The following is a 13,663-nucleotide window of genomic DNA, read 5'->3' on the forward strand; positions in this document are numbered from 1 at the left end:
GTGTGTCATGAGAATTAGGAAATTAGTTATTTTACTTTGTTTTTTATTGCCGGCTCAATTACTATTGGCACAGGAACCTGTGACCATCGAGCAATGTCAGCGGTGGGCGAGAGATTATCATCCGTTGTTGAAGCAACAGGAGATTTACCAAAAAATGTCGGCATTGAAATTAGAAAACAATGCAACCAATTATTTGCCACAAATTGATCTGAAAGCACAAGCAACATATCAATCAGAGGTGACAAAAATAGGTATTTCTTTACCCAATATGAACATTCCGGAGATTTCGAAAGATCAGTATAAAATGTACCTTGATGTGAAGCAGACGATTTGGGATGGCGGTTTAACTAAAGCGAATGAAATTTTGGAACATGCGAAGGAAGAATCGAATCTTCAAGGGGTTGAAGTGGAGCTCTATAAAGTAAAAGAGCAAGTCAATCGTTTGTTCTTTACCAGCTTCCTGATTCAGCAAAACCTGGAGTTGCTGCTCAAAAAGCAAGAAACGCTGGATTCGCGTAAAAGCCAAATGGAAACTGCTGTGGAACAGGGTATGTTGTTGGCTTCTGAGTTAGACCAGATTTTGGCTGAACAAATCAAAGTAAAGCAGCAGCAAATCGAATTGCAGTCAAATCGTGAAACGGTACTTTCAACCCTATCAATTTTAACGGGAAAACCGTTGGATGATTTACAAAATCTTACGATTGAAACCGTTGAATTTACTCCTGATAATGACTTGCATCGACCGGAACTGAAGCTGTTTGAAACGCAAACGGATTTATTGGCTGCATCATCCGATTTGCTTCAAAAAAAACGCAATCCCAAGTTATTTGGTTTCGGACAAGCAGGTTACGGGCGACCGGGATTAAACATGCTTAATAATGATTTTGGTGCTTATGGCTTAGTTGGTGTTGGCCTGAACTGGACGGTGTTTGATTGGAAAAATACGAATCGTGAACGAGAAGTTATCCAGTTGCAACAGCAGTTGGTAAATACACAACAGCAACAATTTGAGCGTAATATAAATGTTGCATTAGATGGCGAATATCGCAAGATCAAACAATTAGAGAGTATTCTTAAAAGTGATCGGGAGCTCATTGAACTGCAGGAACGCATTACGCAAAGTTCTGCCTCAAAGCTCGAAAACGGAACAATAACATCATCAGATTATATCCAGGACTTGAATGCAGAAATAGCTGCCCGAATCACTTTAGAAACGCATAAAATACAAGTGGAAGCAGCGAAAATCAATTACCAAACAATTAAAGGGAATAACAATAGAAACAGATAATATGAAACGAACATGAATTTTAAGATGCATAGTTCGCAAACAAGTATATTAAAATTCATCGTGAGTTCAGTCGAATGCAATTGAAAACTAAAAACTTTTATGAGATGAAACTTCAATACTTATTCATATTGGCATTAATTGCGTTAATGTCGTGTAACGGAAACGATGATCAATCGGATGCTTTTGGAAATTTCGAAATCGAGGAAGTCATTATTTCGTCAGAAATTGCCGGAAAGCTTATCAATTTTGATCTAGAGCTGGGAGATGAGGTAAAACAAGGGCAACTGTTGGCCTTGGTGGATACCACGCAGCTGAGTCTGCAAATCAAACAACTGAAAGCTCAGAAGAAAGCTGTAGCCAGTAAAAAGGTGACTTTGAATGCTCAGGTTGACGTGCAAAAAGAACAGATTGAAACGTTGAAGACTGAACAGGAACGGATACATCAGATGTTTGCCGGTAAAGCAGCTACACAGCAGCAGGTAGATGATCTTGATGGGAAGGTGCGGATTTTGGAAAAGCAAATGGCAAGTATTCAAAGCCAGTTTGTATCGATAAACAGCGAATTGGATGTACTGGAAGCTCAGCTGGCTATTGCAAAAGATAAATTAGGTAAATGTTTTATTTCTAGCTTGATGGATGGAGTGGTTCTTGAAAAATATCTGGAATTGGGCGAGTTGGCTGCACCGGGGAAAGCTCTTGTGAAATTGGGGGATTTGTCAATGCTCGATTTGAGAGTTTTCGTTAGTGGCGCACAATTGCCAAACATCAAACTCGGGCAGCAAGTAGAGGTGTTGATTGATAAAGATAAAACCGAAAATCAGTCATTAACAGGGAAGGTATCCTGGATTTCATCAGAAGCTGAGTTTACTCCAAAAATCATTCAAACCAAAGAAGAGCGGGTGAAATTAGTTTATGCCGTGAAAGTTCAGGTGAAAAACGATGGCCGACTAAAAATTGGGATGCCTGGAGAAGTGAACTTTTAGTGATCAGTGAATAGTTTTCAGTCACAGTCACAGTCACAGTTACAGTGAACAGTTAAGCGGAATAATAAAGGACAAGTTAAATATAAAGACTATGGATTTTAAAAAATTACCAGCTTATCAAAAAGCTTTTCAGTTAGCGATGGAGATTTTTAAGATATCAAAGTCGCTTCTAAAAGAGGAAAAGTATTCTCTAACAGATCAAATTCGCAGGTCATCTCGCTCAACTTGTGCCAATCTTGCTGAAGCGTATCGCAAACGAATTTACTCTAACCATTTTATTGCCAAGTTGACTGATTCTGATGGAGAAAATAGTGAGACTGACGTTTGGCTGGATTTCGCGAAATGATGTGGGGATTTGATTGAAAATCAACACCAACTACTTCATGAAAAATGCATTGAAATTGGAAAGCTGATTAACCACATGATTAGCAATCCTGGTAAATTTGGCTCAGGTCTACCGGGTTAAATAATTACAGTAATCTGTCTTGACAACTGTCAACTTGAATTGAACGAAACTCTAAAAACTGTGATTGCGACTGAAAACTTAAAATAATAGAGCGATGATTAAAATAACCAACATATGCAAGTCTTATAACAATACCCAAGCTCTACAAGGCATCTCACTAGAGGTAAATGATGGCGAGTTGTTTGGGCTGATCGGTCCGGATGGAGCAGGGAAGACGACCTTGATGCGAATTCTGATGACTTTGTTAATTCAGGATGAAGGACAGGCGGAAATGAATGGACTGGATGTCGTTAAAGATTACAAAAGGATCCGTCAACTGGTGGGCTACATGCCCGGGCGTTTTTCGCTGTATCAGGATTTGACTGTGGAGGAGAACCTCTCGTTTTTTGCAACGGTGTTCGGAACAACGATTGAAGAGAACTACGAGCTCATTCGGGATATTTACGTTCAGATTGAGCCTTTCAAAAATCGACTGGCCGGAAAGCTTTCTGGAGGAATGAAACAAAAACTGGCACTGTCGTGTGCTTTGATTCATAAACCAGAAATTTTGGTTTTGGATGAGCCAACTACCGGAGTTGATGCTGTGTCGCGCAAAGAGTTCTGGGACATGCTGAAAAAACTTCAGAAGCAGGGAATCACAATTCTGGTTTCTACTCCTTATATGGATGAAGCAGGCCTTTGCGATCGCGTGGCGCTGATGCAGGAAGGTGAGGTGTTGAGCATCGATACCCCTGCGAGAATTGTCGAAAATTACTCAAGTACCTTATTGGCTGCCCGCTCCGACGAAATGCACCGATTAATCGAGGACTTGCGTCATTGGGAGAAGATTGACTCGGCGTATGCCTTCGGACAGTTTGCTCACGTGACTCCCAAAGATGATGAGATGGAAGCTGTGGAGTTGGAGCAATATCTGATGCATAAAAAGCATAATAACCTGCAGGTACACGAAATTGCACCCGGCATCGAAGATGTTTTTATGGCGTTGATGAGCGGGGATCGGTCGTATTGAACAGCTCAGTAAACAGTGTTAAAAGTTTACCTACGGATGTCAATGAATTATTGGTTTATAAAAAGGCGTTCAGGTATAGATTCAACATTCCGCAAAATTTGGTTGTAAAGGAGAAGATTGATGAAACAAGGAAAAATTGAGAATAGCGAACCGGATACTATGACTGCGACTGAAAACTTGTCCGCAGAGCGCACTCCTGTCATATCAGTTAAAAACTTAGTCAAAAAGTTTGGAAACTTTGTTGCGAATGACCACCTGACTTTCGATGTGTTTAAAGGAGAGATCTTTGGGTTTCTGGGAGCCAATGGTGCCGGAAAGACGACTGCGATGCGCATTCTTTGCGGGTTGAGTAGCCCCACATCGGGAGAATTGATGGTTAGTGGTTACGATGTTTATAAACAAGCTGAGCTCATCAAACGAAACATTGGCTATATGAGCCAGAAATTTTCGTTGTACGAGGACATGACTGTCGCAGAAAATATTCGATTTTATGCCGGCATTTATGGGCTCTCGGTCAGGCAACGCAAAGAAAAAGAACAAGTGATGCTTCAGAAACTAAATCTGGAATCGGTACGAGATAAACTGATTGCTTCCCTGCCATTGGGTTGGAAGCAGAAATTAGCTTTTTCAATTGCGCTGCTCCATGATCCAAAGATTATTTTTCTCGATGAGCCAACGGGTGGTGTCGACCCAATTACCCGCCGCCAATTCTGGGACTTGATTTACGAAGCCGCTGCCGAAGGGAAAACCATTTTTGTAACCACACACTATATGGATGAAGCAGAATATTGTAGTCGGGTTTCAATTATGGTGGATGGTCGGATTGCTGCGTTGGATACTCCAGACGTCTTGAAAAAACAGTTCGGTGCAGACAATATGAACGGGGTGTTTTTACAATTGGCTCGTTCAGCGACTCGAACCGATTGATTTAACCACAGAGTTGCACTGTGATAAACTTCGTGTGACTCTGTGGTTAATTATTTTAAAAGGAAAGATATAAAAAGTTAAAATTATGGATCGCTTCCTCGGGTTTGTTAAAAAAGAATTCTTTCACATTTTTCGCGATAGGCGGACAATGATTATCCTATTCGGAATACCGATCATTCAATTGATGTTGTTTGGAACGGTGATTACCAACGAGATAAAAGATGCGCGTATCGCTATTTACGACCAGTCGAAAGATGAGATGACGCAGGAAATCACCTCCAAGTTGTTGTCATCAGGTTATTTCTTGCTCGACCGGAACTTACAAACGACCAACGATATTGAAGCCATTCTCAAAAAGGGAAGAGTGAAGGAAGTTCTGGTATTTGGTCGTGATTTCAGTCGCAAGCTGAAGCGGGAAGGAAAGGCTGATATTCAGATTATTGCCGATGCTTCGGATCCAAACCTGGCAAAAATGTTGACTTCGTACACCACGGGAATTATCAACGATTATATTTTTAAGGAAATGGGCGATTTGCACCTTCCTATGCAAGTTGAGCCGGAAGTACGGATGGTTTACAATGAAAATTTACAATCTGTTTACATGTTTGTACCGGGTATTATGGCCATGATCCTGATGTTGATCTCAGCCATGATGACCTCTATCTCTATCACCCGCGAAAAAGAACTCGGTACCATGGAGATTTTGCTGGTATCGCCACTACGCCCGGTTCAGATTATCCTTGGAAAAGTAACACCTTATCTGCTGTTGTCGATTATCAATGCCGTTTTGATTTTGGGGATTGGGCATTTCATTTTTGGAGTGCCAATAAAGGGGAGCTGGGTTTTACTGATGGGTGAAAGTGTCCTGTTTATCCTGATGGCACTGTGTTTAGGAATCATGATTTCGTCGTTGTCGAAAACACAAATGGTGGCTATGTTTATTTCTGTCATCGCCTTGATGTTGCCGACTATCTTGCTGTCGGGCTTTATTTTTTCCATCGAGAATATGCCGCTGCCTTTGCAAGTGGTTTCGCACATCATTCCGCCACGTTGGTTTATCGTTATCCTGCGAAATATTATGCTGAAAGGCGTGGGTATGGCATATGTGTGGAAAGAAACACTGGTACTGGTTTTTATGGCACTACTGTTTGTTACTATTGCGGTTAAGAAATTTAAAACGAGATTAGAATAGCGTATTCAGTTGTAGTCACAGTCTCAGTTAGCTATAACTGAAACTGCTTTGACAACTGAAACTAAAACTTGAGACGATCAAATGAGAACAATAAAATATATCCTTCAGAAAGAATTCATTCAGGTTTTGCGGAACAAAACCATGTTACGGATGATTATCATGCTGCCATTGATGCAGATGTTGGTGCTGGTGTTTGCCGCAACCTACGATCTGAAGAACGTTGATGTTTATGTGGTCGATCAGGATCTGTCAGATGCAAGTCGCGGATTGGTTAACCATTTCGAGGCATCGCCTTTCTTTAATATTCATGATGCATCATTCGATCTGGAAGATGGCATGAATCAACTCAAAAAGGAAGAATCGGATTTTATTCTTGTTATACCACCTGATTTTGAGCGTTCACTGGTTCGGGATGACAAAGTTGGTGTACAATTATTAATTAATGCAATTGACGGGAATAAGGCTTCGCTGATTTATCAGTACACCCGCAGTATTATTTCGGGCTACAACAAGGAAGTTATTATGAAATGGAAAAGCCTGCCCGAATTTAACCCGCCCATGCGTGTTGAATTTTCCGATAGCTACTGGTTTAATCCCGAGCTGGATTACAAATGGTACATGGCTCCCGGAATTCTTTCGATATTGGTCACGATTATTGGCATGTTCCTGTCGGGAATGAACTTGGTGCGTGAGAAGGAGATGGGAACCATTGAGCAGTTGAATGTTACGCCAATCAAAAAATGGCAATTCATGGTTGGTAAGTTGTTGCCTTTCCTCGTTATTGCACTGCTCGATCTGGCTTTTGGCTTGGTGATTGCCCGGGTGGTTTTCAATTTACCGATTGAAGGAAGTTTGGTATTGCTGTTCGGTTTTGGAGCTCTTTACCTTGTTGGAGTACTCGGACTTGGGCTGTTTATTTCTACCGTAACCGAAACCCAACAACAGGTCATGTTTATTACCTTCTTTTTTATGATGGTTTTTATTTTGATGGGGGGAGTATTTACACCAGTTGAAAGTATGCCACATTGGGCACAGCAACTCAATCGGATCAACCCGATCTATTATTTTATCCGCATCATGCGCATGGTTTCCCTCAAAGGTTCTGGTTTTGGCGACCTGATTCAAGAATTTTTTTCGCTTACTGTAATCGGAATCTCATTCCTGAGTTTGGCGATTTGGCGCTACCGGAAAACAAGCTGACGAATTTTTGGATTTTGTCTTTTAGTGATCTGTAGACCGTTTATTGTTGCTAGTTTTTATTGGCAGAGGCAATCAAACTATCCACTATAAAATAATGACCCCTTCAATTTCATTAACCTTTTCGGTAATCTGTATGATTTGATCTGCATTTTCCATTTCGGCAATGCAGGTAATGGAAACATGCTTTAAGTTGGCCGTGTGTTTATAGGTTATTTCCCCATTGTCGGGCAATAGAGCTGTAATCTCGTCTACTTTGCCGCCATTGTTTGGTGTAATGAACTTAAACATGTATTTCAATGGCCATGTCTCGGTCTCCATGAGCCGGTAACGTAAATTCTTAAACTTATCTATTTTCATAAAAATCCTTCAACTACTAGTAACGCATCAAAATTGCGATTGTTTCTGGGATAAGTATCCCTTTATGTGCGCAAAGCTAATCAGAAAAAATATTCTACGTTTTAAAAAATCCTATTACAAGCTGAAAATATCAGAATTAACGAATCAATAAGACAAACCAACAATTCAGCACTATTATACGTTAGAATTTTAGAAATGGGTTTTAATAGGTTTTGTAATAATTCATTGAAAAAGGGGTGAAAAATTGTCTGTCACTACAACTGATAACTCATTCACAAATAGACATGGTCAAATGAATGCATAAATAGTATCTATAAAATACATCAAATCCTAACCTGATAAAATAACTATACATGGAAAATAAGAAACATTCAAGCTCCTCAGTTTACGATACCAATAAAGAGGGAAAATGTCCGTTCACAGGGCATAGTGCACAACATGGTGCGGGTGGTGGCCATTCAAATAGTGATTGGTGGCCAAAACAATTAAATTTAAATATTCTGCGTCAGCATTCTTCTTTATCTGACCCGATGGGAGAAGCATTTAACTACGCTGAGGAATTTAAGTCGCTTGACTTGAAAGCCGTTAAGGAAGATCTTTACGATTTAATGACTGACTCACAAGACTGGTGGCCGGCAGACTTTGGACATTACGGTCCATTTTTTATTCGAATGGCTTGGCATAGTGCTGGTACTTATCGCGTTGCCGATGGACGCGGAGGAGGCGGTTCTGGTTCGCAGCGATTTGCACCGCTGAACAGTTGGCCTGATAATGTAAACCTGGATAAGGCTCGTCTGTTGCTCTGGCCAATCAAACAAAAATATGGCAGAAAGATCTCCTGGGCTGACCTGATGATCCTTGCCGGTAATTGTGCGTTGGACTCTATGGGACATAAAACCTTTGGTTTTGGCGGAGGTCGAGATGATATTTGGGAGCCGGAGCAAGATATATATTGGGGGTCGGAAGGAGAGTGGCTAGCTGATAAACGTTACAAAGACGATCGTGATTTGGAAAATCCGCTGGCAGCTGTTCAAATGGGGTTGATTTATGTAAATCCGGAAGGTCCTGATGGAAATCCTGATCCAATAGCTGCAGCCAAAGATATTCGGGAGACATTCGGGCGCATGGCAATGAATGATTATGAAACAGTTGCTCTAATCGCCGGCGGACATACTTTTGGAAAGACTCACGGCGCAGCTGATCCAGACAAGTATGTCGGTCCGGAACCAGCAGGTGCAAGTATTGAAGAGCAAGGCTTGGGCTGGAAAAATTCTTATGGAACCGGCAAAGGAGGAGATACGATTGGTAGTGGATTGGAAGTTACCTGGACTAAGTCGCCTACGAAGTGGAGCAATAACTTTTTCGAGAATTTGTTTGATTATGAGTGGGAGCTGACCAAAAGCCCAGCTGGCGCTAACCAATGGAAACCCAGAGGGCAAGCCGGTGCTGGTAGCGTTCCTCATGCCCACGATCCCGAAAAACGTATCCAGCCGAGTATGCTGACAACTGACCTTTCCTTGCGATTCGATCCTGAATATGAAAAGATTTCGCGTCACTTCTATGAAAATCCGGATGAATTTGCGGAAGCCTTCTCAAAGGCTTGGTTTAAGCTTACTCACCGTGATATGGGGCCGCTTAGTCGCTACCTTGGACCTGAAGTGCCAAAAGAAGAATTGATTTGGCAAGATCCGGTTCCAGCGGTTACACATGAGTTGATTGATGATCAGGATATCGGGGAATTGAAGCGTAAGGTTTTGGATTCTGGATTGTCAGTTTCCCAGCTGGTATCTACTGCTTGGGCTTCAGCATCAACATTCCGAGGTTCTGATAAACGTGGAGGAGCTAATGGTGCACGGATTCGGTTGGCACCTCAAAAAGATTGGGAGGTAAACAATCCGGAAGAACTGGCCCAAGTGCTCGGAAAACTCGAAGCGCTCCAAAAAGATTTTAACAACGCACAGTCTGATGATAAGAAAGTGTCACTAGCCGACTTGATCGTACTGGCAGGATGCGCCGGTGTTGAAAAGGCTGCTATGAATGCTGGTCATGATGTGAAAGTACCTTTTACACCTGGACGCACTGATGCCTCGCAGGAGCAAACAGATGTGGAAGGCTTCACTTACCTTGAGCCGGAAGCTGATGGTTTTCGCAATTATCTGAAGAAAAAGTATACGGTAGCAGCAGAAGAAATGCTGGTTGACCGGGCACAGTTACTCACACTAACTGCACCTGAGATGACCGTTCTCGTTGGAGGTATGCGTGTGCTGAATACCAATTCCGATCGGTCTAATCACGGCGTATTCACCAAAGAGCATGAAGCACTCTCCAATGATTTTTTTGTGAATCTACTCGATTTAAGTACAAAGTGGAAAGCAATTTCGAAAGAGGAAGACTTGTTTGAAGGTCATGATCGCTCATCTGGTGAAGTTAAGTGGACCGGAACTCGTGTTGACCTTATTTTTGGATCGAATGCGGAGCTAAGGGCGCTTGCTGAAGTCTACGCTTGTGCAGACGCTCAGGAGAAGTTCGTGAATGACTTTGTTGCAGCGTGGGACAAGGTGATGAACCTGGATCGATTTGATTTGGACTGAATTCAATATTATCAGAATAGACTAGCAAACAAACTAACTCGTCAATTTTGCTGCGAGGTAGTTTAATACAGCATTGGGCGAAGTTCAATTATTCATCAATCAGAATATGTCTGTGCTTGTTATCTGGTAGTTTCCGTGGATCGAGCCTGTTGAATTTCACTGACTTTTAAGTTTGACAACAAAAGAGGCTTTTTCAGGAACCGGATAAGGTGAATATTTATACAAAAAAAAGGGTTATCACCGTCGTGATAACCCGTTGTCCATAATTTAGTTTAGTTAGACCAGAAAATAAATATTGGTTTAAAAAGAGAAAAGGTATCGATAATTATTTCATTATAAAGCGTTTGTTTTTCAAAAGCACTGCTAATATAGTGCATATTTCCATCCAATATTAAAAAAACCTTAAAAAATCTTAATGAATAGAAATAACACCGCTTTTTTATAAATGTAAATAATTGTTAATCAGTATATAGAAAATCAAGATATGTTATAGAATATGTTCGAATTTGATGGGATTTTATTCGAAAATCCTTCAATTTGATAGTTGCATTTCGTAATCTACTATCTTTTATGAAGATATTGACATCTTCTATTCTTATTATTTGTTATTTTTTATCTTTGCACAAAAATATTACGATGCAGTTGTACAACCGATTGAGCAAGGATGAATTAAAGAAAAATCTCATGGCTGAGACTTTTAAGCGTAAAACAATATCCTTCTACCGATATGTAAATCTGGATGAGCCCAATGAGTTTCGAGATTCTCTTTACCAAAAGTGGTTTGAATTAAATTGTTTTGGCCGAATCTATGTTGCACGAGAAGGCATAAATGCTCAAATGAGTGTTCCAGAGCAGAATCTGGCAACCTTTCTGAAACAACTGGATGAAATGCCGGAATTAAAAGATATGCCAATCAAATATGCTATTGAAGATGATGGCAAATCATTTTACAAACTAACAATAAAAGTACGTCCTAAAATTGTTGCCGATGGATTAAATGATAATGCTTTTGATGTAACCAACGTTGGCAATCACTTATCAGCAAGAGAATTTCACGATTTGGTTGATATCCCTGAAACCTTGGTGATTGATATGCGCAACCACTATGAAAGTGAAATCGGTCATTTCAAAGGCGCCATTTGTCCTGAAGCTGATACTTTTCGCGAAGAAATTGAAATGGTGGTTGATGATCTGAAAGATCAGAAGGACCGTAAAATCCTACTTTATTGTACCGGGGGAATACGTTGCGAAAAAGCCAGTGCTTATTTGAAGCATCACGGATTTATGGATGTCAACCAACTGCATGGAGGCATTATTGAATACGCACAACAGATTAAGCAATTGAAATTGGACTCTAAATTTGTTGGGAAAAATTTCGTTTTCGACCAGCGGTTGGGCGAAACAGTTAACGGCGAAGTTATTTCGAACTGCCACCAGTGCGGACGACGATGTGATACACATACTAATTGTGCGAACGATTTATGTCACATTCTTTTTATTCAATGTAACGAGTGCGCTGAACAATACGATGGATGCTGTACCGCTGAATGCAAAACGGTACTCCATGCGCCCGAGGAAGATCGCCTGTTGTATATTCAGGATTTCAAGCGTAAATTTGGCAACCGGAAAAGTTTCAGAAAGGGAATAGACAACAAACTGAATATTGATAAACGGGAATTAGAAGTTTAAGATGAGTAATTTTTGGACGGAAATAGCAACACCAATAATGGCATTGGCTCCAATGGAAGATGTGACCGACACTTCTTTTCGTGAGTTGGTGGCTCAAATATCGGAGCCCGGATGTTTGCACTTGCTGTTTACTGAGTTTACAGCAGTTGATGGAATGAATCATCCGGTAGGGAAGAAGCGGGTGTCAGAACGGTTAATTGTAAGCGAGTCTGAACGTAAATTACTTAAAGAAAAAGGCATCAAGTTGATTGCTCAAATTTGGGGCAATAAGCCGGAGGTATTTCATCGAATTACCCGAGAGATTGCCGAAGAATTTGATTTTGACGGAGTCGATATTAACATGGGCTGCCCTGTTAAAAACGTGGTAAAGCAAGGTTCGTGCAGTGCGCTGATTGATCAGCCGAAACTAGCTCAAGAAATCATACTAGCTTCGAAAGAGGCCACTCATTTGCCTGTTTCTGTAAAAACAAGAACCGGAATCCGACAGCACGAAACGGAGCGATGGATAACTCAGCTGCTTGAAACAAAACCGGCTGCCATTACGCTGCACGGTCGAATTCAGAAACAACAGTCGGATGGTGAAGCCGATTGGAATGAAATTGCCAAAGCTGTGGCTCTCAGAAATGACTTGAACCCGTCAATTCCTATTTTAGGAAATGGTGATATTCTGTCGTATGCTCAATCAGTCGAGTATTGCGATAAATATGGTGTTGACGGTGTAATGATCGGGCGCGGCATTTTTCACGACCCCTGGTTTTTCAATTCGGCAAAAAAAGTACCCGGGAAAGATGAAAAACTAAAACAGCTGGTAAATCACACCAAGCTATTTGAACGAAATTGGAGAGGCGTTAAGAATTTTAATATTTTAAAACGCTTTTATAAAATATATGCCAGTGGGTTTGAAGGGGCAGCGCAGTTAAGGGCAAAATTAATGGGTGCCAATTCATATGACGATGTATATCAAATAGTCAGCACCCATTCTCAGTTTGTAGGTAACACAGAGTATTAATTTTCGCAATCGTGATGATCGGTACAAATGGGAATATCCAAAAAGAAATTGTTGTTTTTCCAGTTTTCAATGGCTTCTTCAACCGATCCTTTGAATCCCGCTAATACTTGAATATTTTGACCTTTTAATTTATTGATGGCACCTTGTCCAATTCCTCCTGCTAAAAGGATGCTGACACCGGCTTTTGCTAAGTCTTCGGCTAAGTTGGTTTTGCAGCCGCAGGTTTTCGACGATTCCATATTTGTTCTTGAAACTACTCTTTTTGAACTGTCTACCTGAATAATAGTGAAGAAATCACAGTGTCCGAAATGATCATCAACCTTGTTGTCTTTTGTTGGTATTGCAATTATATTCATTGTTTTGATATTTAAATTACAATACAAATATAGTGAACAAATGATCACATTTTGCGGATTGAGAAGAAAATGTAGTAATTCGTATCATTTCTTAATAGAAACGATATGAAATAGCTTTAAAAAGAATTCTTCCATTCGTATGAGTTTCAATAGATTTGTGTGCTATTTTTCTTCCGGATCGAAATTTAATGACACCGAGTTCACGCAATGCCTGGTATTTTTATCGGTTAATCCTTCGCCAATAAACACATGCCCTAAATGGCCACCACAATTGGCACAGGTAATTTCAGTTCGTCGACCATCAGCATCTGTTGTTCGTTTTACCGCACCTTTAATTTCATCATCAAAACTAGGCCAGCCGCAGCCGGAATCAAACTTGTCGGACGACCGATAGAGTGGGGCATTGCAACGTTTACAATGGTATGTTCCTTTTTCTTTATTCTGATAATACTTACCGGAAAATGCCGGCTCAGTTCCTTTATTCAGAATAACATATTCTTCAAATTGATCTAACGGATTGAATTTCATCGCCTCTTATTTTTAATTGTTTTCTATTATTAAATGCCTGTATTTTTAAAGACAACCAGTAAGGAGAT

General features: G+C 40.6%; 13 protein-coding genes. 10 read left to right on the forward strand and 3 right to left on the reverse strand.

The genetic code is table 11. The annotated features are described in order from the left end of the window. Positions 1-7: 7 nt before the first annotated feature. From GR929_RS01515 to GR929_RS01545, 7 genes are all read left to right on the forward strand, one after another. Positions 8-1,288, forward strand: coding sequence for a TolC family protein (locus GR929_RS01515; RefSeq protein ID WP_159517144.1), 1,281 nt, complete (start codon positions 8-10; stop codon positions 1,286-1,288). Between the two features lie 104 nt (positions 1,289-1,392). Further along, positions 1,393-2,271 (forward strand): HlyD family secretion protein, encoded by an 879-nt coding sequence (locus GR929_RS01520; RefSeq protein WP_159517145.1) that lies wholly within the window; start codon positions 1,393-1,395, stop codon positions 2,269-2,271. Positions 2,272-2,362: 91 nt separating this feature from the next. Next, positions 2,363-2,617, forward strand: a complete 255-nt coding sequence (locus GR929_RS01525) for a four helix bundle protein (protein WP_201300874.1) — start codon at positions 2,363-2,365, stop codon at positions 2,615-2,617. Positions 2,618-2,831: 214 nt separating this feature from the next. Beyond that, positions 2,832-3,746, forward strand: coding sequence for an ABC transporter ATP-binding protein (locus GR929_RS01530; RefSeq protein WP_159517146.1), 915 nt, complete (start codon positions 2,832-2,834; stop codon positions 3,744-3,746). A 120-nt stretch (positions 3,747-3,866) separates the two neighbouring features. Next, positions 3,867-4,673 carry an ABC transporter ATP-binding protein gene (locus GR929_RS01535; RefSeq protein ID WP_235934010.1) on the forward strand — a complete coding sequence of 269 codons (807 nt, stop codon included), beginning with the start codon at positions 3,867-3,869 and terminating at the stop codon, positions 4,671-4,673. 85 nt (positions 4,674-4,758) lie between these two features. Then, positions 4,759-5,865 (forward strand): ABC transporter permease, encoded by a 1,107-nt coding sequence (locus GR929_RS01540; RefSeq protein ID WP_159517147.1) that lies wholly within the window; start codon positions 4,759-4,761, stop codon positions 5,863-5,865. Between the two features lie 81 nt (positions 5,866-5,946). Then, the gene (locus GR929_RS01545; protein ID WP_159517148.1) at positions 5,947-7,065 is read left to right on the forward strand and encodes an ABC transporter permease; all 1,119 of its coding nucleotides are present in this window, start codon (positions 5,947-5,949) and stop codon (positions 7,063-7,065) included. Positions 7,066-7,149: 84 nt separating this feature from the next. Here GR929_RS01545 and GR929_RS01550 read toward each other — a convergent pair whose 3' ends face one another. Next, a complete protein-coding gene (locus tag GR929_RS01550) occupies positions 7,150-7,422 on the reverse strand; it encodes a DUF493 family protein (protein ID WP_159517149.1) in 273 nt (90 codons plus the stop codon). A 353-nt stretch (positions 7,423-7,775) separates the two neighbouring features. Here GR929_RS01550 and katG point away from each other — a divergent pair, with 353 nt between their 5' ends. From katG to GR929_RS01565, 3 genes are all read left to right on the forward strand, one after another. Next, positions 7,776-10,013: a catalase/peroxidase HPI gene (gene katG, locus GR929_RS01555; protein ID WP_159517150.1), complete on the forward strand. Its 2,238-nt coding sequence runs from the start codon at positions 7,776-7,778 to the stop codon at positions 10,011-10,013. Positions 10,014-10,649: 636 nt separating this feature from the next. After that, positions 10,650-11,702 (forward strand): oxygen-dependent tRNA uridine(34) hydroxylase TrhO, encoded by a 1,053-nt coding sequence (gene trhO, locus GR929_RS01560; protein WP_159517151.1) that lies wholly within the window; start codon positions 10,650-10,652, stop codon positions 11,700-11,702. Between the two features lies 1 nt (position 11,703). Beyond that, positions 11,704-12,711, forward strand: a complete 1,008-nt coding sequence (locus tag GR929_RS01565; protein ID WP_159517152.1) for a tRNA dihydrouridine synthase — start codon at positions 11,704-11,706, stop codon at positions 12,709-12,711. On the opposite strand, the gene GR929_RS01570 is transcribed toward GR929_RS01565, so the two are convergent. Together GR929_RS01570 and GR929_RS01575 are read right to left on the reverse strand one after the other, a co-directional pair. Further along, on the reverse strand, positions 12,708-13,067 hold the full coding sequence (locus GR929_RS01570) for a NifB/NifX family molybdenum-iron cluster-binding protein (RefSeq protein ID WP_159517153.1): 360 nt from the start codon (positions 13,065-13,067) through the stop codon (positions 12,708-12,710). The genes GR929_RS01565 and GR929_RS01570 overlap by 4 nt on opposite strands. 162 nt (positions 13,068-13,229) lie before the next feature. After that, complete coding sequence (locus GR929_RS01575) at positions 13,230-13,595, reverse strand: methionine-R-sulfoxide reductase (protein ID WP_159517154.1); 366 nt, start codon at positions 13,593-13,595, stop codon at positions 13,230-13,232. Positions 13,596-13,663: the final 68 nt, after the last annotated feature.

It is taken from the genome of Sunxiuqinia indica, from assembly GCF_009847015.1.
Classification (GTDB): Bacteria; Bacteroidota; Bacteroidia; order Bacteroidales; family Prolixibacteraceae; genus Sunxiuqinia; species Sunxiuqinia indica.

Excerpts from the sequence above, each read along its gene's own strand:
- katG (WP_159517150.1), top strand. The coding sequence starts at position 7,776 with ATGGAAAATAAGAAACATTCAAGCTCCTCAGTTTACGATACCAATAAA.
- GR929_RS01540 (WP_159517147.1), top strand. The coding sequence starts at position 4,759 with ATGGATCGCTTCCTCGGGTTTGTTAAAAAAGAATTCTTTCACATTTTT.
- trhO (WP_159517151.1), top strand. The coding sequence starts at position 10,650 with ATGCAGTTGTACAACCGATTGAGCAAGGATGAATTAAAGAAAAATCTC.
- GR929_RS01575 (WP_159517154.1), bottom strand. The coding sequence starts at position 13,595 with ATGAAATTCAATCCGTTAGATCAATTTGAAGAATATGTTATTCTGAAT.
- GR929_RS01570 (WP_159517153.1), bottom strand. The coding sequence starts at position 13,067 with ATGAATATAATTGCAATACCAACAAAAGACAACAAGGTTGATGATCAT.
- GR929_RS01515 (WP_159517144.1), top strand. The coding sequence starts at position 8 with ATGAGAATTAGGAAATTAGTTATTTTACTTTGTTTTTTATTGCCGGCT.
- GR929_RS01530 (WP_159517146.1), top strand. The coding sequence starts at position 2,832 with ATGATTAAAATAACCAACATATGCAAGTCTTATAACAATACCCAAGCT.
- GR929_RS01565 (WP_159517152.1), top strand. The coding sequence starts at position 11,704 with ATGAGTAATTTTTGGACGGAAATAGCAACACCAATAATGGCATTGGCT.
- GR929_RS01520 (WP_159517145.1), top strand. The coding sequence starts at position 1,393 with ATGAAACTTCAATACTTATTCATATTGGCATTAATTGCGTTAATGTCG.
- GR929_RS01545 (WP_159517148.1), top strand. The coding sequence starts at position 5,947 with ATGAGAACAATAAAATATATCCTTCAGAAAGAATTCATTCAGGTTTTG.
- GR929_RS01535 (WP_235934010.1), top strand. The coding sequence starts at position 3,867 with ATGAAACAAGGAAAAATTGAGAATAGCGAACCGGATACTATGACTGCG.
- GR929_RS01550 (WP_159517149.1), bottom strand. The coding sequence starts at position 7,422 with ATGAAAATAGATAAGTTTAAGAATTTACGTTACCGGCTCATGGAGACC.
- GR929_RS01525 (WP_201300874.1), top strand. The coding sequence starts at position 2,363 with ATGGATTTTAAAAAATTACCAGCTTATCAAAAAGCTTTTCAGTTAGCG.